19 protein-coding genes are annotated in these 22,080 nt (G+C 60.3%); 9 read left to right on the top strand and 10 right to left on the bottom strand.

Annotated features, from left to right (window positions below; all coding sequences use genetic code 11):
* Positions 1-66: 66 nt before the first annotated feature.
* The 4 genes from KI237_RS15700 to KI237_RS15685 all read left to right on the top strand — a co-directional run bounded on the left by KI237_RS15700 (position 67) and on the right by KI237_RS15685 (position 3,617).
* Positions 67-408, top strand: coding sequence for a hypothetical protein (locus tag KI237_RS15700; RefSeq protein ID WP_212796017.1), 342 nt, complete (start codon positions 67-69; stop codon positions 406-408).
* Between the two features lie 47 nt (positions 409-455).
* Positions 456-1,610 (top strand): PQQ-dependent sugar dehydrogenase, encoded by a 1,155-nt coding sequence (locus KI237_RS15695; RefSeq protein WP_212796016.1) that lies wholly within the window; start codon positions 456-458, stop codon positions 1,608-1,610.
* Between the two features lie 332 nt (positions 1,611-1,942).
* On the top strand, positions 1,943-2,950 hold the full coding sequence (gene ilvA / locus KI237_RS15690; RefSeq protein WP_212796015.1) for a threonine ammonia-lyase, biosynthetic: 1,008 nt from the start codon (positions 1,943-1,945) through the stop codon (positions 2,948-2,950).
* Between the two features lie 385 nt (positions 2,951-3,335).
* Positions 3,336-3,617, top strand: a complete 282-nt coding sequence (locus tag KI237_RS15685; RefSeq protein WP_212800625.1) for a DUF1652 domain-containing protein — start codon at positions 3,336-3,338, stop codon at positions 3,615-3,617.
* Between the two features lie 83 nt (positions 3,618-3,700).
* Here the strand turns inward: KI237_RS15685 and KI237_RS15680 are convergent, their stop codons facing one another.
* The 10 genes from KI237_RS15680 to KI237_RS15635 form a co-directional block, all read right to left on the bottom strand.
* Positions 3,701-4,639 carry a carbohydrate kinase family protein gene (locus KI237_RS15680; protein WP_212796014.1) on the bottom strand — a complete coding sequence of 313 codons (939 nt, stop codon included), beginning with the start codon at positions 4,637-4,639 and terminating at the stop codon, positions 3,701-3,703.
* A 12-nt stretch (positions 4,640-4,651) separates the two neighbouring features.
* On the bottom strand, positions 4,652-6,139 hold the full coding sequence (gene xylB, locus KI237_RS15675) for a xylulokinase (RefSeq protein ID WP_212796013.1): 1,488 nt from the start codon (positions 6,137-6,139) through the stop codon (positions 4,652-4,654).
* A 102-nt stretch (positions 6,140-6,241) separates the two neighbouring features.
* Positions 6,242-7,723 (bottom strand): mannitol dehydrogenase family protein, encoded by a 1,482-nt coding sequence (locus tag KI237_RS15670; protein WP_212796012.1) that lies wholly within the window; start codon positions 7,721-7,723, stop codon positions 6,242-6,244.
* A gap of 15 nt (positions 7,724-7,738) precedes the next feature.
* Positions 7,739-8,842 carry an ABC transporter ATP-binding protein gene (locus KI237_RS15665; protein ID WP_003202326.1) on the bottom strand — a complete coding sequence of 368 codons (1,104 nt, stop codon included), beginning with the start codon at positions 8,840-8,842 and terminating at the stop codon, positions 7,739-7,741.
* Positions 8,843-8,881: 39 nt separating this feature from the next.
* Positions 8,882-9,712 (bottom strand): carbohydrate ABC transporter permease, encoded by an 831-nt coding sequence (locus tag KI237_RS15660; protein WP_212796011.1) that lies wholly within the window; start codon positions 9,710-9,712, stop codon positions 8,882-8,884.
* 10 nt (positions 9,713-9,722) lie between these two features.
* Positions 9,723-10,655 (bottom strand): carbohydrate ABC transporter permease, encoded by a 933-nt coding sequence (locus KI237_RS15655; protein WP_212796010.1) that lies wholly within the window; start codon positions 10,653-10,655, stop codon positions 9,723-9,725.
* 158 nt (positions 10,656-10,813) lie between these two features.
* Complete coding sequence (locus KI237_RS15650) at positions 10,814-12,124, bottom strand: ABC transporter substrate-binding protein (RefSeq protein WP_212796009.1); 1,311 nt, start codon at positions 12,122-12,124, stop codon at positions 10,814-10,816.
* A 325-nt stretch (positions 12,125-12,449) separates the two neighbouring features.
* Positions 12,450-13,355 (bottom strand): AraC family transcriptional regulator, encoded by a 906-nt coding sequence (locus KI237_RS15645; RefSeq protein WP_212796008.1) that lies wholly within the window; start codon positions 13,353-13,355, stop codon positions 12,450-12,452.
* Between the two features lie 70 nt (positions 13,356-13,425).
* Entirely contained in the window at positions 13,426-14,718 is a 1,293-nt protein-coding gene (locus KI237_RS15640; RefSeq protein ID WP_212796007.1) for a glycosyltransferase, read from the bottom strand.
* Positions 14,719-14,795: 77 nt separating this feature from the next.
* On the bottom strand, positions 14,796-15,167 hold the full coding sequence (locus tag KI237_RS15635) for a response regulator (RefSeq protein ID WP_212796006.1): 372 nt from the start codon (positions 15,165-15,167) through the stop codon (positions 14,796-14,798).
* A gap of 257 nt (positions 15,168-15,424) precedes the next feature.
* Between KI237_RS15635 and KI237_RS15630 the strand changes: the two genes are divergently transcribed.
* Genes KI237_RS15630 through KI237_RS15610 form a run of 5 tightly spaced genes read left to right on the top strand, consistent with a single transcriptional unit; the run spans position 15,425 to position 21,968 of the window.
* A complete protein-coding gene (locus KI237_RS15630; RefSeq protein WP_212796005.1) occupies positions 15,425-18,907 on the top strand; it encodes a response regulator in 3,483 nt (1,160 codons plus the stop codon).
* Positions 18,907-19,728: a CheR family methyltransferase gene (locus KI237_RS15625; protein WP_212796004.1), complete on the top strand. Its 822-nt coding sequence runs from the start codon at positions 18,907-18,909 to the stop codon at positions 19,726-19,728. Before KI237_RS15630 ends, KI237_RS15625 begins: the two co-directional genes overlap by 1 nt.
* Entirely contained in the window at positions 19,725-20,312 is a 588-nt protein-coding gene (locus tag KI237_RS15620; RefSeq protein ID WP_212796003.1) for a chemotaxis protein CheB, read from the top strand. The genes KI237_RS15625 and KI237_RS15620 overlap by 4 nt, the downstream gene beginning before the upstream one ends.
* A 5-nt stretch (positions 20,313-20,317) precedes the next feature.
* Positions 20,318-21,598, top strand: a complete 1,281-nt coding sequence (locus KI237_RS15615) for a hybrid sensor histidine kinase/response regulator (RefSeq protein ID WP_212796002.1) — start codon at positions 20,318-20,320, stop codon at positions 21,596-21,598.
* A complete protein-coding gene (locus tag KI237_RS15610) occupies positions 21,591-21,968 on the top strand; it encodes a response regulator (protein WP_014338183.1) in 378 nt (125 codons plus the stop codon). Before KI237_RS15615 ends, KI237_RS15610 begins: the two co-directional genes overlap by 8 nt.
* Positions 21,969-22,080: the final 112 nt, after the last annotated feature.

Raw genomic sequence — 22,080 nt, 5'->3', positions numbered from 1 at the left:
TGCTTAACAAGGGCGAACCTGCGGCGTAGCGTGCTTTCGATATGCCTGAACTCAGGAGGTGTCCGAATGAACAGGCTGATAGTTGCCATCATGACGCTATTGCTGACCGCCGCCGTCCAGGCCGCTACGCCGGGCGGAGGCCCCGTGGTTCTGGCCCAGAATCTGCCAGGCAACAACAATCCCTATAACAGCCCGACGCGACGGGCCAATCCCAATAGCATGCAGGGCACGCGGTCGAATGTGCCGACGATTCATGACAACCCGACGGTGCCGGCACCGCGCCCGCCGACCCTGGAAAACGGTGGCATCGGCAACGGTTACCCCCGTTCCGGCCAACCGTCGGGTTCGCCGCGCCCCACCATCGAATCTCCTACACCACCCAGGAGCAGCCAGAATGGCAACCGCTAGGTACTGGAGACCGTCGCTCTCTTTTCACACCACAGAAGGAATTGTGCATGTTGCGTAAAACACTCCTGGCCGCCTGTTGCGCCAGCGCTGTCCTGACCTTTGCCACTTCGGCTGCAGCCGCGCCAACCCAGTCGTTCAAGAGCGAGGAGGGCACCCTGGAAGTGACCACCGTGGTCAAGGGGCTGGAGCACCCTTGGTCCGTCGCATTCTTGCCTGGCCAGCAGGGCATGTTGGTGACGGAGCGACCGGGCAACCTGCGTGTGGTCAGCCCCGATGGCCAATTGTCCGCCCCTTTGAGTGGCGTGCCTGAAGTGTGGGCCAAGGGCCAGGGCGGTCTGCTGGACGTGGTGCTGTCGCCCGACTTCAAGCAGGACCGCACCGTCTACCTGTCTTATGCCGAGGCGGGCGCAGACGGCAAGGCCGGTACCGCCGTGGGGCGCGGACAACTGTCCGAAGACCTCAAGAGCCTGAAGAATTTCGACGTGATCTTCCGTCAGCAGCCCAAGTTGTCCACGGGCAACCACTTTGGCTCGCGCTTGGTCTTCGACCGTGACGGTTATCTGTTCATTACCTTGGGGGAAAACAACGAGCGGCCCACCGCCCAGGACCTGGACAAGCTGCAAGGCAAGATCGTGCGCATCTACCCCGACGGCAAGGTGCCCGACGACAACCCTTTTGTCGGCCAGAAAAACGTCCGCCCCGAGATATGGTCCTACGGCATGCGCAACCCCCAAGGTGCCGCCCTCAACCCTTGGAATGGCACGTTGTGGGAGAACGAACACGGGCCCAAGGGCGGTGATGAGATGAACATCATCGAGCGCGGCAAGAACTACGGCTGGCCACTGGCGACTCATGGCATCAATTACTCCGGCGCCCCGATTCCCGAAGCCCAGGGCAAGACCGTCGAGGGTGGCGTTGACCCTCACCACGTCTGGCAGGTGTCACCGGGGCTTAGCGGCATGGCGTTCTACGACCATGATCGTTTCAAGGCCTGGCAGCGCAACGTGTTCATTGGGGCGCTGGTGCCCGGAGAACTGATCCGCCTGCAATTGCAGGGCGACAACGTCGTCCACGAAGAGCGTTTGCTGGGTGAGCTCAAGGCGCGAGTCCGGGATGTTCGCCAGGGCCCGGACGGTTACCTGTACGTGCTTACGGATGAGGACGACGGGGCGTTGTATAAAATCGGACTCAAGTCATTGTAGAAAAGGTGGGAGCGAGCTTGCTCGCGATGGCTTTGGGTCGGCTGACATTAATGCTGACTGACACACCGTTATCGCGAGCAAGCTCGCTCCCACAGGTAATGGTGTTCACTTGAGACTGTCGCCACAGCTAATCAGTATTGGGAACTTGCCATTGACTTGCCACCAACGCACCGCTAACTTTCAACCATGACTTTAACCGTACTGCGCAGCCAGCCAAGCATTATTACCGCCATTCCTTATTTGGCGGGTTAGCTGTCGGCTGCACCCAACCCGCCCTGGAGGCGGGTTTTTTCTTTCTGTCTCCTGGGCTCCGCCTGAACCAGGAGATCGCCATGACCGTTACCCGCGCCGAGCAAACCCTGCTTGAGCACTATGTGAAGAAGATTCTCGCCGCGCCGGTCTATGAACTGGCCGTGCGCACGCCGCTGCAAGAGGCCCCTGCACTGTCCGAGGCCTTGGGTAACCGGATCCTGCTCAAGCGTGAAGACCTGCAACCGACTTTTTCCTTCAAGATCCGCGGTGCCTACAACAAACTCGTGCAACTGACCCCGGAGCAGCGCGTCCGAGGCGTCATCACCGCGTCTGCCGGCAATCATGCCCAGGGTGTCGCGCTGGCGGCACGGGAGTTGGGTATTTCGGCCAGCATCGTCATGCCTGTGACCACCCCGCAATTGAAGGTGCTGGGCGTGCGCAACCGAGGCGCCGAAGCGATTCTGCACGGGGAAAGCTTTCCGTTTGCCCTGGCGTACGCGCTGGACCTGGCCGAGCAAACCGGACGGGAGTTTGTCTCGCCTTTCGATGACCCGGACGTGATCGCCGGGCAGGGCACCGTAGCCATGGAAATCCTGCGCCAGCACCCCGGACCGTTGGATGCGATCTTCGTCCCGGTCGGTGGTGGTGGGCTGATCGCTGGAATCGCGGCCTACGTCAAGTACCTGCGCCCGGAGGTACGTATCATCGGCGTCGAGTCGCAGCATTCTGCTTGTCTCCAGGCGGCGCTGGCAGCCGGTGAGCGGGTGACCTTGCCGGAAGTGGGAACCTTCGCCGATGGCGTCGCCGTCGCGCAGATCGGCGCCCATGGCCTCGATATCTGCCGTTTCTGTGTCGATGAAGTGATGACCGTGAGCAACGATCAACTGTGCGCCGCGATCAAGGACATCTATGACGACACCCGTTCCATCACCGAACCGTCGGGCGCACTGGCGGTGGCGGGCATCAAGCGGTACGTGGCACAGACGGGGGCGCGAGGCCAGACGTTGGTGGCGATCGACTCGGGTGCCAACATCAATTTCGACAGTTTGCGCCATGTGGCTGAGCGTGCGGCGGTGGGCGCGATTTGATTTTTTTACGCTACGTCACACTTTTTTTGAAGCAGGCGACGGATGCCCGCTTGAGTTTTCACATAAGGGGCTACTCTAGGGTGCGAACAGGATAAAAGTGATTGCAGTTTGCATGGAAAAAGTACCGTTTCCTTGCATTTTGCACGAGCTCTCTGCCGCGGGACGAAGCTAAGCGCTTGATTCATATCAATTCGCAGGGTCGTCAATACAGGCATATTTTTTGCGGGATGATTCAAGAGTTCGCTTGACGAACTCATTGAATGAAAACGCCAAAAAGAACGAACGAATGGCACGGTATTCGTAGTCCCAGTCCGCAGGGAAGAAAACGGACGAAAATACCGCCATCGTGAACATAAATTGGCCGCCTCAACAGGAGAGAGTCGCCATGTTTTTATCTGCCCTCGAAATGCGAAACATCATTGAAAGCAGCTTGCTGCCCAAGCGCTCGCAATGCACCTTGTCACCTGAGCTTAAGATGACGGTCAAGATTTACGACGATCACGCAACCGATCGCGTGGCTTTGATCAAAACCGACATCGATGCCAATAAGCTCACCGGTTGCCGGGCCATCAACGACCTGATCGCCGAGCTGCGTACCGAGCTCGACCACAACCCTGCCGCTGGCAATCACTTTCATCAGCAACACCATCGGATGACTGGCCGCTGATCACGGCGTTGTCCTTGTAAGCCTGACGCTCGGGTCCGGTCATGTCCGAACCCGGCGTCCAGTTTTTAGTTTCGATAGGCCATTTAGTTCAATTGTTGCCTGTAGGGCAGGTCCGGCCCGGTCTTGCCGCAAGTCAGGGCGGCGGCGCGAATGGCGAATTCAAGCATGGCGCTGATCTGTTCCCGGGTCAGGGCGTGCAAACCCTCGACCGAATCCAATTGTTGTTCAGTCAACCACGCAATCAGCGCGGCCTGGAAGGTGTCGCCTGCACCCACGGTGTCGGCGATCTTCACCGGACAGGACGGCAGCGACCATGAGCCGTGTTGGCGACTGAAGACCGTAGCGCCCTGGCCGCCACGGGTCAGGAAGACCAATTGGCAGCGGTTACCCAACCAGCCTTCGATTATCGCCTCCGGCTCCTTCCCGGGGTAGAGCAGGTCCAGGTCTTCGTCACTGACCTTGATCAGGTCGGCATATTGCACCAGCGTCGCAATTCGTGAGCGCCACAGCTCGATATCCGGCTGCGGGTTGAGCCGCACATTCGGGTCGAGGCTGATCAGGCGCCGGCCGCTTTCGCGTTGCATCAGGGCCAGGAGCGTGTCGGCGATGGGCTGGACCACCAGCGAGAACGAGCCGAAATGCAAGCCGCGTACTTCGGGGCCCAGATCCGGCAGATGCGCCAGGCTCAGTTGTCGGTCCGCGCAGCCTTCGCCGCGAAAACTGTAGTGGGGCGAACCATTGGCGCCTACGGCAACCATTGCCAGGGTGGTCGGTGCGTCGAAGTCCACCAGGTATTGGGCGCTGACACCTTCATTGAGCAGCACCTGCCGCAAGCGTCGGCCCAGGTAGTCGGTGGACAACCCCGTAAACAGCGCTGATTCAACACCCAGGCGACGCAGCCCTACGGCCACGTTGAACGGTGAACCACCGGCAATGGCCTTGTAGTTCACTTGCGAGGCGGGGCCATCCGCCTCGGTCTCACTGAAAAAATCAAACAGCGCTTCACCACACACCAAATACATAGTTTCCCGCTCTCAAAGGGTTGCGACGTGTTGTCGATAACGTTCATAAGCCTGTTGCGACGCCGCGACATGCGCGGCGATTGGCCGGGTTTCGCTGGTCGGGTCGAGCTTGACGCAGCGCTCGCACAGCTCGGCCAAATCCGCCTGCGAACCCGAGTGGCACCATGCTGCCTGGATCGCCGCCCCTAAGGCAGCGGCTTCGCTCTGTTCGGTGCAAATGACCGTGGTGTCCATGGTGTCGGCGACGATCTGCCGCCACTGCGCGCTCTTCGATCCACCGCCGATCAGGCGAATGCTCTGGGCCTGGAGTCCGTTGGCCCGCAGCAGGTCCAAGCCATAGCGCAAACCGAAGGTCGTGCCTTCGACCACGGCGCGACACAGGTTGGCCCGGGTCAGGTTGGTCGTGGTCAGGCCCAGCAGGCTGCCGGTGGCATGGGGCAGGGCGGGAACGCGCTCGCCGTTGAGGAACGGCAGCATGCACACGCCCTCGGCGCCAATAGGAGCCTGGGCCACCAGGGCGTTGAAAGTGTCGATGTCCAGCGCCAGCAATTCGCGAATCGCTCCGGTGGCGTTGGTCAGGTTCATGGTGCAGATCAGCGGCAGCCAGCCACCACTGGAGGAGCAGAACGTCGCCACGGACGGCTGTGGACTGACCGCAGGTTCGGCGGCATAGGCGTAGACCGTACCTGATGAGCCGAGGCTCATGGTGATCACACCGGGCTGAATGTTCCCGGTGCCGATGGCGCCCATCATATTGTCGCCGCCACCACTTGCCACCACCGCTTCGGGGTTGATGCCCAGGTGTGCAGCAATGGCCGGCCGGATGCGTCCGACCGGCTGATGGGCCTCGATCAGTTCCGGCAGCGCCGCTTGCAAGCGTGCGCTGGGGTCGATGTGTTGTAGCAGTTGCACGTCCCATTGGCGGGTGCGTACGTTGAAATAGCCGGTTCCCGAGGCGTCGCCGTATTCGCTGCAATGGCGACCGGTGAGCCAGTAGTTGAGGAAGTCGTGGGGCAGCAGGACGCTGGCGATGCGTTCGAAAACCTGGGGGTGCTGCTCCCGTGTCCAGAGCAGCTTGGAAACCGTGTATCCCGGCGCAATCACCACGCCGAGGCGTTCGAGGCTGCCGTCTTCACCGCCCAGGTGTGCCAGGAGCCGATCGTTTTCCGGCGTTGTCTCGGTGTCGCACCACAGCTTGGCCGGGCGCAAGACCTGGCCCTGGTCATCAAGCAGGACCAGGCCGTGTTGCTGGCCGGAGACGCCGATACCGAGGATCGCCTGGCCATCGACGCCGGCGGCAGCCAAGGCTTGGTGAGTCGCTTGGGTAAATGCATCGAGCCATTGCTCGGTGTCTTGTTCACGGCGCCCGTTGGGGCCACTGATCATGACGTGTGCCGCGGCACCCTGGCCGAGGACCTGGCCACTGGTGGCGTCCAGGATCAGCGCCTTGGTGCCTTGGGTGCCGCAGTCGATGCCCAGGAACAGTTGTGGGTTTGCCATGGAAATCCTCGGATCAAAGAACAAAACATAGAACCTGTGGCCAGGGAATTACCTGTGGCGAGGGGCTAAATTCCCTCGCCACAAGAGTGGATCGCGCCGAGCTTAGTTCACGTCAGCCAGTATCCGCTCAAGGGTTTTTGTCACCCCGTGCTCGCGCAAGCTGTTGCAGCACCATTCGAATGCTGCCACGAACTCCGGCGAGCGGGGAATGGCGGTGCCAAAGATTTCTTCCACCTCCAGCACCCGCTGGGTCACCAGCGCATCGTCAGCCACCAGTGCCTGGCAAAACGCTGCCCGTGGGTCCGGGATTGAATACGTCACGCCGTTCTCGTCCACGCCCTTGAGGTACACGGCCCAGGCGGCCACCACCAGCGCCGCGCGGCGGGTTTCAGCACCGTCGGCGATCAAGCGGTTGATGGTCGGCACAGTGAATTTTGGAAACTTCGACGAGCCGTCCGAACAGACCCGTTCCAACTGGTCGGCAATCGCCTGATTGGAAAAACGCTCCACCAGGGTGTTCTTATAGTCGGTCAGGTCGATGCCGGGCACTGGCGCCAGTTGCGGCGTCACGTCCAGGTCCATGTAGGCGCGCATGTAGCTCACGAACAGTGGATCGTTCATGGTCTCGTGGACGAAGCGATAACCCTTGAGAAAGCCCAGGTAGGTCAACGCCAGGTGGCTGCCGTTGAGCAACTTGATTTTCATCTCTTCATAGGGTGTGACGTCATCAGTGAACTGCACGCCGACCTTTTCCCAGGCTGGGCGACCGTTGACGAACTTGTCTTCCAGGACCCATTGCACGAACGGTTCGCAGACCACCGGCCAAGCGTCGTCGATGCCATGTTCGTCATGCAGTTGCAGGCGATGGGCCACGCTAGTCATGGGCGTGATGCGGTCGACCATGGCATTGGGGAAACTGACATTGCGGTTGATCCACTGCCCCAGCTCCGCGTCGCGCAGCGCGGCGAAGGCCAGTAACGCCTTGCGGGTCACGGCGCCGTTATGAGGCAGGTTATCGCAGGACATCAGGGTGAACGCCGGAATGCCGGCCGAGCGGCGCTTGGCCAGGGCGGCGCAGAGGAAGCCGAAGACGGTTTTTGGTTCCTCGGGATGGGTCAGGTCGTGCTGGATCTGCGGCAGGTGGGCCATGAACTCGCCGCTGCTGTCGTCGATGCAATAGCCGCCCTCGGTGATGGTCAGCGAGACGATGCGGATCTGCGGGTCGGCCAGTTTGTCGATCAGTGCCTGGGCGCCATCTTCAGCCAGTAACATGTCATTGATCGCACCAATCACCCGGACTTCGGTGTCATCGGTGTCGCCCAGTTCGTACAGGGTGAACAGGTAATCCTGGCTGGCCAGGTCGTCCCGGGCGCGGCGATCCTCGGCGCGCAGACCTACGCCGCAGATGGCCCAGTCCAGGTCGGCGCCGGTGTTCATCAGCGCGTCGGTGTAGTAGGCCTGGTGAGCCCGGTGGAAACCGCCGACGCCGATGTGGGCGATGCCTTGGCGGATGTCACCCAAAGGGTAGGCGGGCAGGGCGACGTCAGGGTTGAGGTTGTGCAGGTTTTGTCGGTTGAGTTTCATCGCAGGTCTCGGCAATCAGGCGGCGGCGCGCAGCGCGCGGGTCACCGCAACGCCCTCGGCATCGAATAAGTGGCAGTGTTCAGCATCCAGGTGCAGGCTCAGTTGCTCGCCGAAACGGCTCGCCAGATCGCCGCGAACCCGCATGGTCAAGGCTTCGCCGGAGGCCGTGACAACGTGGCAGAAGGTGTCGCTGCCCAGTCGCTCGCTGACGTCGGCGGTGACTTGCAGGGTGCAATCACCCGGTTGCGCCAGGTTCAGGTGTTCCGGGCGAATCCCCAGGGTCACCGCGCCGCCAACGCTCAGGCTGGCACCGCTCAAGGGCAGGCTGATGCGCGTACCAGCGTCCAGCAGTACTTCACAGCCCTGACTGTCCAGGCCGGTGACCTTGCCTTTGAGAAAGCCCATTTTCGGCGTGCCGAGGAAGCCGGCGACAAACAGGTTGGCCGGTTGGTGATACAGCTCCAGCGGCGAGCCGACCTGCTCGATGCGCCCGCCATTGAGCACCACCACCTTGTCGGCCAGGGTCATGGCTTCGACCTGGTCGTGGGTCACGTAGATCATGGTCGCCTGCAACTCTTTGTGCAGGCGTGCCAGTTCCAGGCGCATCTGCACCCGCAGGGCGGCGTCGAGGTTGGACAGCGGCTCGTCGAACAGGAAGATTTTCGGGTTACGCACGATGGCCCGGCCGATCGCCACGCGCTGGCGCTGGCCACCGGACAGTTGCTTGGGCTTGCGCTCGAGCATCGGTCCCAGTTCGAGGATGCGTGCCGCTTCGTTGACCTTCTTCTCGACCTCGGCCTTGGGCACGCCGGCCAGGTCCAGGGCGAAGGACATGTTCTTGCGCACGCTCATGTGTGGGTACAGGGCGTAGGTCTGGAACACCATCGCCAGGTCGCGCTTGGCCGGGCTGACTTCGGTAATGTCCCGGCCATCCAGTTCGATGGTGCCGTCGCTGACTTCTTCAAGGCCGGCGATCAGCCGCAGCAGCGTGGACTTGCCACAGCCCGACGGGCCGACGAAGACCACGAACTCACGGTCGTTCACCTCAAGGTCGATGCCCTTGATGATGGAGAAGCCTTCGAAACCCTTTTGCAAATTCTTGATTTTCAGGTTGGCCATGATGATGGGCCTCCACTTCTGATAATGGTGTAGGGCGCGTTACTTCACCGCGCCGAAGGACAAACCGCGGACCAGCTGTTTCTGGCTGATCCAGCCAAAGATCAGGATTGGCGCACAGGCCAGCGTCGAGACGGCCGACAATTTGGCCCAGAACAAACCTTCCGGGCTGGAATAAGAGGCGATCAACGCCGTCAGCGGCGCGGCTTTGGAGGAGGTGAGGTTCAGCGACCAGAACGCTTCGTTCCAGCACAGGATCAGCGACAGCAGTACGGTGGACGCGAGGCCGCCCTTGGCAATCGGCAGCAGCACGCGGACCATTTCCTGCCACAGGGTGGCGCCATCCAGGCGCGCGGCTTCGAGGATGTCGCGGGGAATGTCCTTGAAGTAGGTGTAGATCATCCAGACCACGATGGGCAGGTTGATCAGGGTGTAGATGATGATCAGCGCGACCTGGGTATCCAGCAGGCCGAACTGCTTGGCCAGCAGGTAGATCGGCATCAGCACGCCCACGGGTGGCAGCATCTTGGTGGAGAGCATCCACAGCAACGTGCCTTTGGTGCGCTGGGTTTCGTAGAACGCCATGGAGTAGGCTGCCGGCACCGCAATCAGCAGGCACAGGGCGGTGGCACTGAAGGAAATCACCACCGAGTTCCAGGCGAAGCTGAAGTAGTTGCTGCGCTCGTTGATGTGCAGGTAGTTCTCCAGCGTGGGCGAGAAGATGAACTGCGGCGGCGTGGCGAACGCGTCGATTTCGGTCTTGAAGCTGGTCAGCACCATCCAGAAGATCGGGAAGAAGATCAGGATCGCGATGGCCCAGGCCAGCGTGCCCAGTAGCAGGCTTTGCAGGCGACGGGATTGTTGAAGAGTCATGGCGACGGCCTCATTGCTTGTCGGTGAGGTTTTTGCCGATCATCCGGACCAGGATGATGGCGGCGATGTTGGCAATGACCACGGCAATCAGGCCACCGGCCGAAGCCATGCCGACGTCGAACTGCACCAGCGCCTGGTTGTAGATCAGGTACGCAAGGTTGGTGGAGGCGTAGCCGGGGCCACCGTTGGTGGTGGTGAAGATCTCGGCGAACACCGACAGCAGGAAGATCGTTTCGATCATCAGCACCACGGCAATCGGGCGGGCCAGGTGCGGCAGGGTCAGGTGCCAGAAAATCGCGATCGGGCCGGCGCCGTCGAGGCGGGCAGCTTCTTTTTGCTCCTGGTCCAGCGACTGCATGGCGGTCATCAGGATCAAGATCGCGAAGGGCAGCCATTGCCAGCTCACGATGATGATGATCGACAGCAACGGGTAGTGGGCCAGCCAGTCCACCGGCTGGGCGCCGAACAGTTTCCACACCGAGGCGAGAATCCCCGAGACCGGATGGAAAATCAGGTTCTTCCAGATCAGCGCGCCGACGGTGGGCATGATGAAGAACGGCGAGATCAGCAAGACACGGACGATGCCACGACCAAAAAACTCACTGGCCTCCAGCAACGCACTGATCAGCACGCCGAGGACAATACTGATCAGCAGCACGCTGCCGACCAGCAACAAAGTATTGGTGGCACCGGGCATGAACCCCGAGTCGGTCAGGAAATACGTGAAGTTCTCCAGCCCGACGAATGCGTTTTCGCCGGGGTAGAGCAGGTTGTAGCGGATCATCGAGAAATAGACGGTCATGCCCAGCGGCACGATCATCCACAGCAGCAACAGCGCGACCGAAGGGCTGACCAGGAACCAGCCGGGGTTGGCCAGGCGGATCTTGCGGGCCGGTTGCTGGAGTTCGATTGGAGCTTTGGCAGTTGTCGTTGAGCTATTCATGGCATTCAAACCGATTTGTGCGAGCTTACGAAGGTCCACGGTGGGAGCGAGCTTGCTCGCGATAGCGTCGGATCAGTCGCCCGCAACATTGGCTGGGAGGCCGTCATCACGAGCAAGCTCGCTCCCACATGAGTCGGGAGCGGGCCTCAATGAGCTGACTACTTGGGATAACCTGCGCGTTTCATCTCCCGTTCAGTGGTGGACTGCGCGGCGGTCAACGCCTGGTCCACGGTTTGCTGGCCGGTCAGGGCGCCGGAGAAGAATTTGCCCACCTGGGTGCCGATGGCCTGGAACTCGGGAATAGTCACCAACTGGATGCCGATGTAGGGCACAGGCTTGAGGGTTGGGGCTTTCGGGTCGGCGACTTTCAGCGATTCCAGGGTCACCTTGGCAAACGGTGCCGCCTTCATGTATTCGTCACTGTAGGTTGAGGTGCGGGTGCCTGGCGGTACGTTGGCAATGCCGTCGGTCTTGGCGACCAATTGGCCGTATTCCTTGGACGTCGCCCAACTGGTGAAGACCTTGGCTGCGTCCTTGGCCTTGGAGCTGGTGGGAATCGCCAGCGACCAGGAGTACATCCACGAAGTGCCCTTTTCGGTTTTTTCGTGGGGGGCGAAGGTGAAGCCCACGTGATCGGCCACCTTGCTCTGGGTCTTGTCGGTCACGAATGAGCCGGCGACGCTGGCGTCGACCCAGATCGCGCATTTACCGCTGTTGAACAGTGCCAGGTTTTCGTTGAAGCCGTTGCTGGAAGCACCCGGCGGGCCGGACTTCTTCATGTTGTCGACGTAGAAGTTCAGCGCGTCTTTCCATTCGGGACCGTTGAATTCAGGTTGCCACTTTTCGTCGAACCAGCGCGCGCCGAAGCCGTTGGCCAGGGTAGTGATCAGGGCCATGTTCTCGCCCCAACCGGCCTTGCCCCGCAGGCAAAGACCATATTGCTCCTTGGATTTGTCGGTGAGTTTTTCGGCGAACTCACCGATCTGGGTCCAGGTCGGGTGTTCGGGCATGGTCAGCCCGGCATCCTTGAACAGGTCGGTGCGGTAATAGGTGATCGAGCTTTCAGCATAGAACGGCAGGGCGTACAGCGAGCCCTTGACTGACAAGCCATCACGCACGGAAGGGAAGACGTCGTCCAGGTCGTAGGAAGCCGGCAGGTCTTTCATCGGTTCCAGCCAGCCCTTGGCGCCCCAGAGTGCAGCTTCGTACATGCCAATGGTCAGCACGTCGAACTGTCCGCCTTGGGTGGCGATGTCGGTGGTAAGGCGCTGGCGCAGGACGTTTTCTTCGAGCACCACCCAGTTGAGCTTGATGTCCGGGTGCTCGGCCTCGAAGGTTTTCGAGAGCTTTTGCATGCGGATCATGTCGCTGTTGTTGACGGTGGCAATGGTGAGGGTCTGGGCGCCAAAGCTGACGCTGCTGAGGGTCATGCAGGTGGAGACAAGCAGAGCTTTTACCGAAGGTTTCATCGCGCACTCCTTTTCCGCGCCCGAAGGCTGCAGAAGGACAGTTATTGTTTTTGTGTCTTCCGGATGAAGGGAAGAATGTGCGCTGATTACAGCCCGCAATGGACGGCGTGACAAATCATCCGTCGCACTTGTGCTGATACTTTTTTGCACTACAGAGGATGACGGCTGAACAAAGAACCCTGTGGCGAAGGGGGGTATCCCGGCTATGTGGGAGCAAGGCTTGCCCGCGATGGGGGTGGTGCGGTCTCTTGGAGAACAGGGGCGCCTGCATCGCGAGCAAGCTTTGCTCCCACAAAAAAACTGCCACAGGGAGGATTCGAGGGTGTCAGCCCTGATTCTGCTCGGTCAACCGCTGCACCGCCAGCCGCCGATAGTGGGAGGGGGTCATGCCCTTGAGTTGCTGGAAACGCCGGTTGAAATTGGAGATGTTGTTGAAACCCGATTCAAAGCACACATCTGTCACTGGTTTGTCGCCATCGGCCAGCAATTCGCAGGATTTGCTGATGCGCAAGCGATTGACGAATTCAATGAAGCAGCGACCGGTGGCCTGTTTGAACACTCGGCTGAAATAGGTGGGTTTCATGCCCAGGTGCTCGGCCACTTCTTCCAGGGACAGTTCCCGGGCGTAGTGGGCAAAGATGTAGTCCACCGCCCGGTTGGTGCGGTCGATGCTGTGTTCGTCCGCCGCTTGCGCAGAGGTTGCGCCGGAAAGCAGTTGGTAGTCATCCGTGGCGGCCAGCAGCTCCATCAGGATGAAAAAGTGCCCCAGGCGGCTCATGCCCTGGGAATCGGCGATGCGCTGCATCAGGGTCATGGCCTGGCGAATGGTGCGCTTGCAGCGGAACTCGATGCCGTATTGGGCGCGTTCGAGCAGCGGTGCGACTGTCTTGAGTTCGGCGAACACCTGATGGCCGCTTTCGAACAACTCGTCGGTGAAGTTCACCAGCATGTCGCGCTTGGGCACCACTTCGTCCTCGGCCACCTGGCTGATCCAGTTGTGAGGCAGGTTGGGCCCGGTGAGGAACAGCGACTGGGGATAGAAATTGCCGATGTAGTCGCCAATGAACACTTTGCCGGAACTGGCGACGATCAAGTGCAGCTCGTATTCCTTGTGGAAATGCCAGCGCACCAGCGGGCAGGGAAAACCGTGCTGGCGGTAGATGATGGACAGCCCGTTATGGTCGTCCATCAGCTCGTAGGAAGGGTCGGTGACTCTGGCTGTTCGGGTCATGGGCTTGGCGCTTTTATTGTTATCGCCGTTGGATAATGCCCCCTTCGCCAGGCGGCTGCCACTCTGGCATCTAACCGTTGCGGTTTTTTTCTTCGATCCACTGGGACATGTATTGGGTGCTTTTGTGCTGGTGATGACGCAGCATGCTGCCGGTGAAATTGTCCCGGCGTCGTTGCGCCAGGTCCGCCCGGCAGGCGTTGATGCTGTCGATCAGCGCCGGGCCGTGCACCTGTTGCCGGTAACGGTTCTCCAGCAGGACGAGGCCAGCATCCTGGGCTTGGGTCCAGCGCGCCTGGTCGCGATACAACTGCACCGCCGCGTTGGCGATGCCTTCGGCGCTCTGGGCAATCGCGCCGGGCCAGGGCATGTCGCCGTGCATGGCTTCGGCTCCCACGGGTGTGGTGACGTTGGGCGTGCCGCAGAGCATGGCATCGATCAGCTTGCCCTTGATGCCGGCGCCGAAACGCAGCGGCGCCAGGCAGATGCGTGCCGCCGACATCACCTGCAAGGCGTCCTCCGCCCAGTTCATGATGTGAAAGCCCTGGGCCGGGTTATGCAGCGCGGCGGCCTTGGGCGGGGTGTAGGCGCCGTACAGGTGCAGTTGTGCGCCGGGCAATTGTTGACGGATCAGCGGCCAGACGGCGTTTTTCATCCAGAGCACGGCATCCCAGTTCGGTGCATGGCGGAAGTTACCGATGCTCAGGAAGTGCGCCCGGTCTTCGAAGGACACCAACGGTTGGCTCGGCAGGTCCAGCATGAGCGGGCACCAGACCAGCAAGCTGCGGGGCAATTTGAAGTGCTCCACCAGCAGCTCGATCTCGACTTCGGACACCATCAGGTTGAGGTCGCAGCGGTACAGTGCAGCGATTTCCCGTTTTGCCAGGTCGGTGTCGGCCATCAACTGGAATTCTTCGCCCAGGGCGGGGGCGAAGAGGTCGCTGAAATCCTGGCAAACGTCATCGACCTTCAAGCGATCCTTCAAGCGCTGATGACGGGCGTGGCGCAGGCTCTGTAAGTCGGAAGTCTCCAGCACGCGCAGTGCGCCGGGGCACTGCTTCTCCACCCGCCAGCCGAACTGTTCTTCCATCATGAACTGGTCGAACAGCACGATGTCCGGCGCCAGTTCGCGGATGAATGCATCGAAGCTGCTGCTATTGAGTTCGATCGGCACTTCGCTGATGCCCAGCGCGACCAGGTCGGCGCGATGCTCGCCGAAACCCGCCGGGCTGCTGAAGGTGATGTCCCAGCCTTGTTCGAGGAAGGTGTGCAGGATCTGCATGACGTGCCCACTGGCCGCCGACGAACGCGGCTCGGGCCAGACATAGCCGATAACCAGGACTTTGGTGGCGCTGGGGTGAGGCATGGGCGGGCATTTCCTTGGTGCAAATCAGGCGCGGTCGGTGCGCGGGGCGCCGATAGTGACCAAGAATACAATCGGGCTCAAGAGAGAATGCGCTTGACCTTGTCACGCAACTGATCGATGGAGAAAGGTTTGCCGATCACCGCCATGCCTTCCGGCACATCGATGCTTTCGGCATAGCCGCTGGCGAACAGCACCGGCAGCCCGGGCCGCACCAACCGGGCCTGTTTCGCCAGCTCACGGCCGTCCATTACTGGCAGGCCGACGTCCGTCATCATCAGGGCGATGGACTGCGCTTCGTTGCGTAAAAACGCCAGCGCCTGCTCGCAACCGTCCGCCTCCAGCACCTGGTATTCCAGTTCTTCCAGCACGTCGACGATCAACATTCGCACGATGTCGTCATCTTCGACTACCAGAATGGTGGGTGGGGTGCCAGGAGCGGGGGTGGGCATAATCGACATTCTCGAAAATAGGTCGGGGTAGGGATGAAAAAAACGGCCTCATGCATGAGTAAGTGACGAGGTGCCACAAGTTCCCTGAGTTGTACAAGAAAGGATCTATAGTACAAGAGCTGACAAGGATAGTCGCTCCCTCGCTAAAAGGCAGGTCGTCGTGGGATCTGCGCCTTTGACTCGTCAGAAAATGTGGATCCAAGCGCGTTTTTTCGGGCAAACTCCACTGATTTCAACTGTCCACCAAGGCCCTTTCCATGACTCTTTCGTCTTCGGTCGACGAGCAAAGCTTTCGCAAGCTCCTGAGCCGCAATATCAGCCTGCCGCTGGCCATGGGCGCCCTCAGCGCGGTGTTTTTCATCATCCTGATCACGTACCTGCTGTCGGTGATCCAATGGGTCGGCCACACTGACCGGGTGATCAACAATGCCAACGAAGCGCTCAAACTGAGCGTGGACCTGGAAACCGGCATGCGTGGCTACCTGCTGAGCGGTGACGAGCATTTCCTCGACCCCTATGAAGTGGCCAAGCCGCGGATCACCGTTGCACTGGACACACTGCTGGAATTGACAGCCGACAACCCCGTCCAGACCGATCGTCTGCACAAGGTTCAAGCCCTCCTGGCCGAGTGGGCCAATTACGCCCAGAGCATGATCGACCTGCAACGCAGCAGCGGCGATTACCGGGGGGCGCTGAAGGCCGGGCGCGGTAAGCGCCTGACCGACGAAATTCGCAAGTCTTTCGAAGACATCGTCGACACCGAGCAGCAACTGCGCGCGGCACGCAGCCAGGACGTACGCACCACTACGGTCTGGAGCATTGCCCTGTACCTGCTGTTCGTCGCCGCGATCAGCGGCTTGCTGGCCTACGTCGGTCGCCGGGATCTATTGAGCCTGTCCAGAAGCTACAGCGCCAGCCTGAAAGTCCAGCAACGCAGCGCTTTGCACCTGGAGAAGCAAGCCTGGCTGCGTAACGGCCAGACACTGCTGGCCGAGCAGGTCCTGGGGCAACTGTCGCTGAACCTGTTGGGCCGCAACATCCTGCAATTCTGTGCCAAGTATTTGGACGTCGCTGTCGCGGCGCTTTATGCGCGGGAAGAAAATGGCGTCCTCAAGCGCGTCGCCACCTATGGCCTGTCCCGGGAGGATGCCGAACAACAACAGGCGATCATTGACGGTGAGGGCATCGCCGGCCAGGCCGTGCAACAAGGGCGGCTCATTCGCCTGGATGACGTGCCGGACGATTACCTGAAAGTCAGCTCCGGATTGGGCAAAGGCCTGCCCAACAGCGTGCTGGTGGTGCCCACCAGTGACGATGAACGGGTCAATGGAGTCATCGAGCTGGGTTTCCTGCGGCCGTTGACCGAGCGTGATATCGAGCTGCTGGAACTGATTGCCGGCAATATCGGCACGTCCATCGAAGCCGCCCGTTATCGCCAGCGCCTGCAGGAAGTACTCGCCGAAACCCAGCAGTTGAACGAAGAACTGCAAGTGCAACAGGAAGAGCTCAAGACCTCCAACGAGGAGCTGGAAGAGCAGTCGCGCATCCTCAAGGAATCCCAGGCCCATCTCGAAGCCCAGCAGCAGGAACTGGAGCAGACCAACGAGCAATTGGCCGAACAGCGCGACGTCATGGACCAGAAGAACAGCGAGCTGAACCTGGTCCAGATCCAGTTGCAGGAGCGCGCCGAAGAGCTGCAGCGTTCGAGCAAGTACAAATCCGAGTTCCTCGCCAACATGTCCCATGAGCTGCGCACGCCGCTCAACAGCTCGCTGATCCTGTCCAAGCTGCTGGCGGAAAACCCGCAGCAGAACCTCAGCGAGGAACAGGTCAAGTTCGCCGAGTCGATCTACTCCGCCGGCAACGACCTGTTGAACCTGATCAACGATATTCTCGACATCTCCAAGGTCGAGGCCGGAAAGCTGGAAGTGCGCCCGGAAAACACCAGTGTGCAGCGTCTGGTGGACGGGCTGCGGGATATGTTCAAACCGTTGGCGGCAGACAAGGGCTTGAGTTTCGAGGTCCAGGTGCAGCCCGATACGCCGGCGATGCTCTACACCGACCGCCAGCGCCTGGAACAGGTGATCAAGAACCTGTTGTCCAACGCCGTGAAGTTCACCGAGCAGGGCTCCGTCAGCCTGTCGGTGGCCGGCCAGCCGGGCTCGGGGATCGTGTTCATGGTGCGCGACTCCGGGATTGGCATCGCCGCCGATCAGCAGCAAAGCATTTTCGAAGCGTTTCGCCAGGCCGATGGCACGACCAATCGTCGTTACGGCGGTACCGGCCTGGGGTTATCGATTTCCCGGGATCTGGCCACGTTGTTGGGCGGTTCGATCAGCGTCTCCAGCGAGCCAGGGCAGGGCAGCGTGTTTACGCTGGTGATGCCTGAGCGTTATGTCGAGCCTGGGGACACGCCGATGGAACCGTTGGCGTTCATCCCGACGGCCACTGCGCCAGCGCCGGTTGCACCAAAAGCCGCACCGGCACCGTTGATCGCTGAAGTGGACACGCCGATAGCCCGATTTGCCGACGACCGCGACAAGGCGCCGTTCGACTCCCGGTGCATCCTGGTGATCGAAGACGAGCCCAAGTTCGCCCGGATCCTGTTCGACCTGGCCCACGAACTCGGTTACCAGTGCCTGGTGGCCCACGGCGCCGACGAAGGCTTCGACCTGGCGTTGCAACTGGCTCCCGACGCGATCCTGCTGGACATGCGCCTGCCGGACCATTCCGGGCTGACGGTGTTGCAGCGGCTCAAGGAGCAGGCCGAAACCCGGCATATCCCGGTGCACGTGATTTCCGTCGAAGACCGTGTCGAAGCCGCCATGCACATGGGCGCCATCGGCTATGCCGTCAAGCCGACCACCCGCGAAGAACTCAAGGAGGTGTTCGCCCGCCTGGAAGCCAAGCTGACCCAGAAGGTCAAACGGGTGCTGCTGGTGGAGGACGACGACTTGCAGCGCGACAGTATTACCCGCCTGATCGGCGACGATGACATCGAGATCACCGCCGTTGGCCTGGCCCAGCAAGCCCTGGACCTGCTGCGCACCAACGTCTACGACTGCATGATCATCGACCTCAAGTTGCCGGACATGCTTGGCAATGACCTGCTCAAGCGCATGTCCAGCGAAGACATCTGTTCCTTCCCGCCGGTGATTGTCTACACCGGGCGCAACCTGACACGGGACGAAGAAGCCGAACTGCGCAAGTATTCGCGCTCGATCATCATCAAGGGCGCCCGTTCGCCAGAGCGCCTGCTGGATGAGGTGACACTCTTTCTGCACAAAGTCGAATCCCGGTTGTCCCATGAACGGCAGCGGATGCTCAAGACCGCCCGCAGCCGCGACAAGGTGTTCGAAGGTCGCAAGGTGCTGCTGGTGGACGACGATGTGCGCAATATCTTTGCCCTGACCAGCGCCTTGGAGGCTAAAGGGGCGATCGTGGTCATCGGCCGTAATGGCTTGGAAGCGATCGATCGCCTGAATGAGTTCGACGACATCGACCTTGTGCTGATGGATGTGATGATGCCGGAGATGGACGGTTTCGAAGCCACTGCGCTGATCCGCAAGGACCCGCGCTGGCGCAAACTGCCCATCATCGCCGTGACGGCCAAGGCCATGAAGGACGATCAGGAACGTTGCCTGGCGGCGGGTTCCAATGACTACCTGGCCAAGCCGATCGATCTGGATCGTCTGTTCTCGCTGATTCGCGTGTGGTTGCCGAATATGGAAAGAATTTAGTGGAACGTGACACTGATACCGACATTGAACTGCGTTTGTTGATCGAAGCGATCTACCTCAAGTACAGCTACGATTTTCGCGATTACTCCGGCGCTTCCATCAAGCGTCGGGTCCACCATGCGCTGAGCCAGTTCGAGTGCAAGACCATTTCGGCCTTGCAGGAGCGGGTGCTGCATGACCCGGGTGCGTTCATGCAGTTGCTGCAGCTACTGACGATCCCGGTCAGCGAGATGTTTCGCGACCCCTCGCATTTCCTGGCAATCCGCGAGGAGATCGTCCCGCTGCTCAGGACGTACCCTTCGATCAAGATCTGGATAGCCGGTTGCAGCACGGGGGAGGAGGTCTACTCCATGGCGATCCTGCTGCGTGAGGAAGGCCTGCTGGACCGAACGTTAATCTATGCTACCGATATCAACCCGCGCTCGTTGGAAAAAGCCAAGCAGGGGATTTTTTCCCTGGAAAATGTGCGCACCTACACCCAGAACTACCAGGCCGCCGGAGGCCGGCGCTCGTTTGCCGATTACTACACGGCCGCCTACGATTATGCGATGTTCGACAAAACCCTGTGCCAGAACGTGACCTTTGCCGATCACAGCCTGGCAACCGACAGTGTTTTTTCAGAAACTCAATTAATTTCGTGTCGCAACGTATTGATATATTTCAATAAAAAATTGCAAGATCGCGCGTTTGGACTGTTCCATGAGTCCCTCTGTCACCGTGGTTTCCTGGTATTGGGCAGTAAGGAAACATTGGATTTTTCGGCTTACGGCCATCGATTCGAGCCGTTGGTCAAACAGGAACGGATCTACCGCAAGTTATGAACCAGACGAGGGACAGATCCAGGCCGCCCATCGAGGCCATTGTCGTCGGTGCATCGGCCGGCGGCGTCGAAGCGTTGCTCAGGGTCTTCGGACACCTGCGCAAGGGCTTTGGCGTGCCCATCCTGGTGGTATTGCATTTGCCGGATGAGCGCGAAAGCCAACTGGCCCGTGTCTTCGGACACCGTCTGGCGGTGCCGGTGGAGGAAGCCCGGGACAAGCAGGACATCGTGCCGGGAACCCTGTATGTCGCCACGCCCGGCTATCACTTGTCGGTCGAGGCTGACCGTAGCCTCTCGTTGAGCCTGGAGGAACCGGTGCATCATTCGCGGCCGTCCATCGATGTTTTGTTTGAATCGGCCGCCGATGTCTACGGCCAGAAATTGCTGGCCGTGGTGCTGACCGGCGCCAACAACGATGGCGCCTGTGGTTTGGCGAAGGTCCGGGAGCTGGGCGGGATCACGGTGGTCCAGGACCCCGATGAAGCCCAGGTCTCGACCATGCCCGAAGCGGCGCTGGCCCTGCACGAGCCCGACCATATCCTTACTTTGCAAGGCATCGGCCAATTGCTGGCCGGGCTGGAATGAACCACATGCCAAGAGATATTCAAGCCAAACTGCTGATCGTCGACGATCTGCCTGAGAATCTGTTGGCCCTGGAAGCGTTGATCAGGGGAAATGACCGCGAGGTCTTCAAGGCCCTGTCGGCGGACGAAGCACTGTCGCTGCTGCTGCAACACGACTTTGCCCTGGCCATCATTGATGTGCAGATGCCGGAGATGAACGGTTTCGGCCTGGCCGAACTGATGCGCGGCACGGAGAGGACCCGCAGCATCCCGATCATTTTCGTCAGTGCCGCAGGTCGTGAGCGCAACTATGCCTTCACCGGCTATGAAAACGGCGCGGTGGACTTCCTGCACAAGCCGCTGGATACCCAGGCGGTCAAAAGCAAGGTCAATGTATTCGTCGAGTTGTACCGTCAACGAAAGGCCATGAAGGAGCAGGTCGTCGCCCTTGAGCAGAGTCGCCGCGAGCAGGAGGTTCTGTTGCAGCAACTGGAGGCCACCCGTGGCGAGCTCGAGCAAGCGGTGCGCATGCGTGACGACTTCATGTCCATCGTCGCCCACGAAGTGCGCACGCCCCTCAATGGTCTCATTCTCGAAACACAGTTGCGCAAGATGCACTTGGCCCGGGACAACGCCGCAGCCTTCAGCCTGGACAAAGTGCGCACGATGGTCGAACGCGACGAGCGCCAGATCAAGAGCCTGATCCGGCTGATCGAGGACATGCTGGATGTATCGCGGATTCGCACCGGCAAGCTGTCGATCCGTCCGACCCGCTTCAACCTGACGGCATTGGTGGAAAACCTGCTGCGCAATTTCCAGCCGCAGATCGCCGTCGCCGAATGCTCGTTGACCTGCTTGGCTGAACCGTCGGTGGAGGGGCTTTGGGATGAGTTTCGTATCGAGCAGGTCATCTCGAACTTGTTGACCAATGCGTTGCGCTATGGCGGCAAGGGCCCGATCGAGGTGCGCGTCTACAAGACGCCCGACCGCGCCTGTATCGAGGTCCAGGACCATGGCATCGGTATTAGCGAGGAAAACCAGAAACGTATCTTCCAGCAGTTCGAGCGCGTATCGTCAAAGGCGGCCGCTGCTGGCCTTGGGCTGGGGCTGTTCATTTCCGAGCAGATTGTCACGGCCCATGGCGGGACAATCACGGTCAACAGTCGCCTCAATGAAGGGGCTCTGTTTCGTGTGTGCCTGCCTTTGCAGAAAACTGTCTTGGACAAAACCGCCGAACAGACGCAACCTCTGCCAGACCCTAAGGTCGTATCAGCAGCTATTGATCGAACAAAGGCTTCTCATGAGTGAAGATGCGCAAGATGTTGTATTGATCGTCGAGGATGACCCGTCGATCCTGATGGTGTTGTCGGCCTACCTGTCGGGGGAGGGATACCGGGTGCTACAGGCCGAAAACGGTGCCCAGGCGTTCGAGATCCTGGCGAGCAAGCCTCATCTGGACATGATGATTACCGACTTCCGCCTGCCGGGCGGTATCTCCGGCGTGCAGATCGCCGAACCTGCGGTCAAGTTGCGCCCGGAACTGAAGGTTATTTTCATCAGTGGCTACGCGCAGGAAGTGCGCGACACCGATAGCCCCATTACCCGTAAGGCGCCGATCCTGGACAAGCCGTTCGACCTGGATGAGCTGCAGAGCATCATGCAGTCGATGTTGTCGTAGGCCTTTAGAAGGCTTGTGTAGAGCAAAGCATGTTGAGGGAGCTCGGCCATTTTGAAGCGAGCGGGCTGTTGTGGGAGCAAAGCTTGCTCGCGATGAACTCGCCTCGGTTTCA

The organism is Pseudomonas sp. St316 (genome assembly GCF_018325905.1).
Taxonomy (GTDB): Bacteria; Pseudomonadota; Gammaproteobacteria; order Pseudomonadales; family Pseudomonadaceae; genus Aquipseudomonas.
Note: the sequence above shows the minus strand (reverse complement) of the source record. Positions and strands in the feature narration are given on the sequence as shown.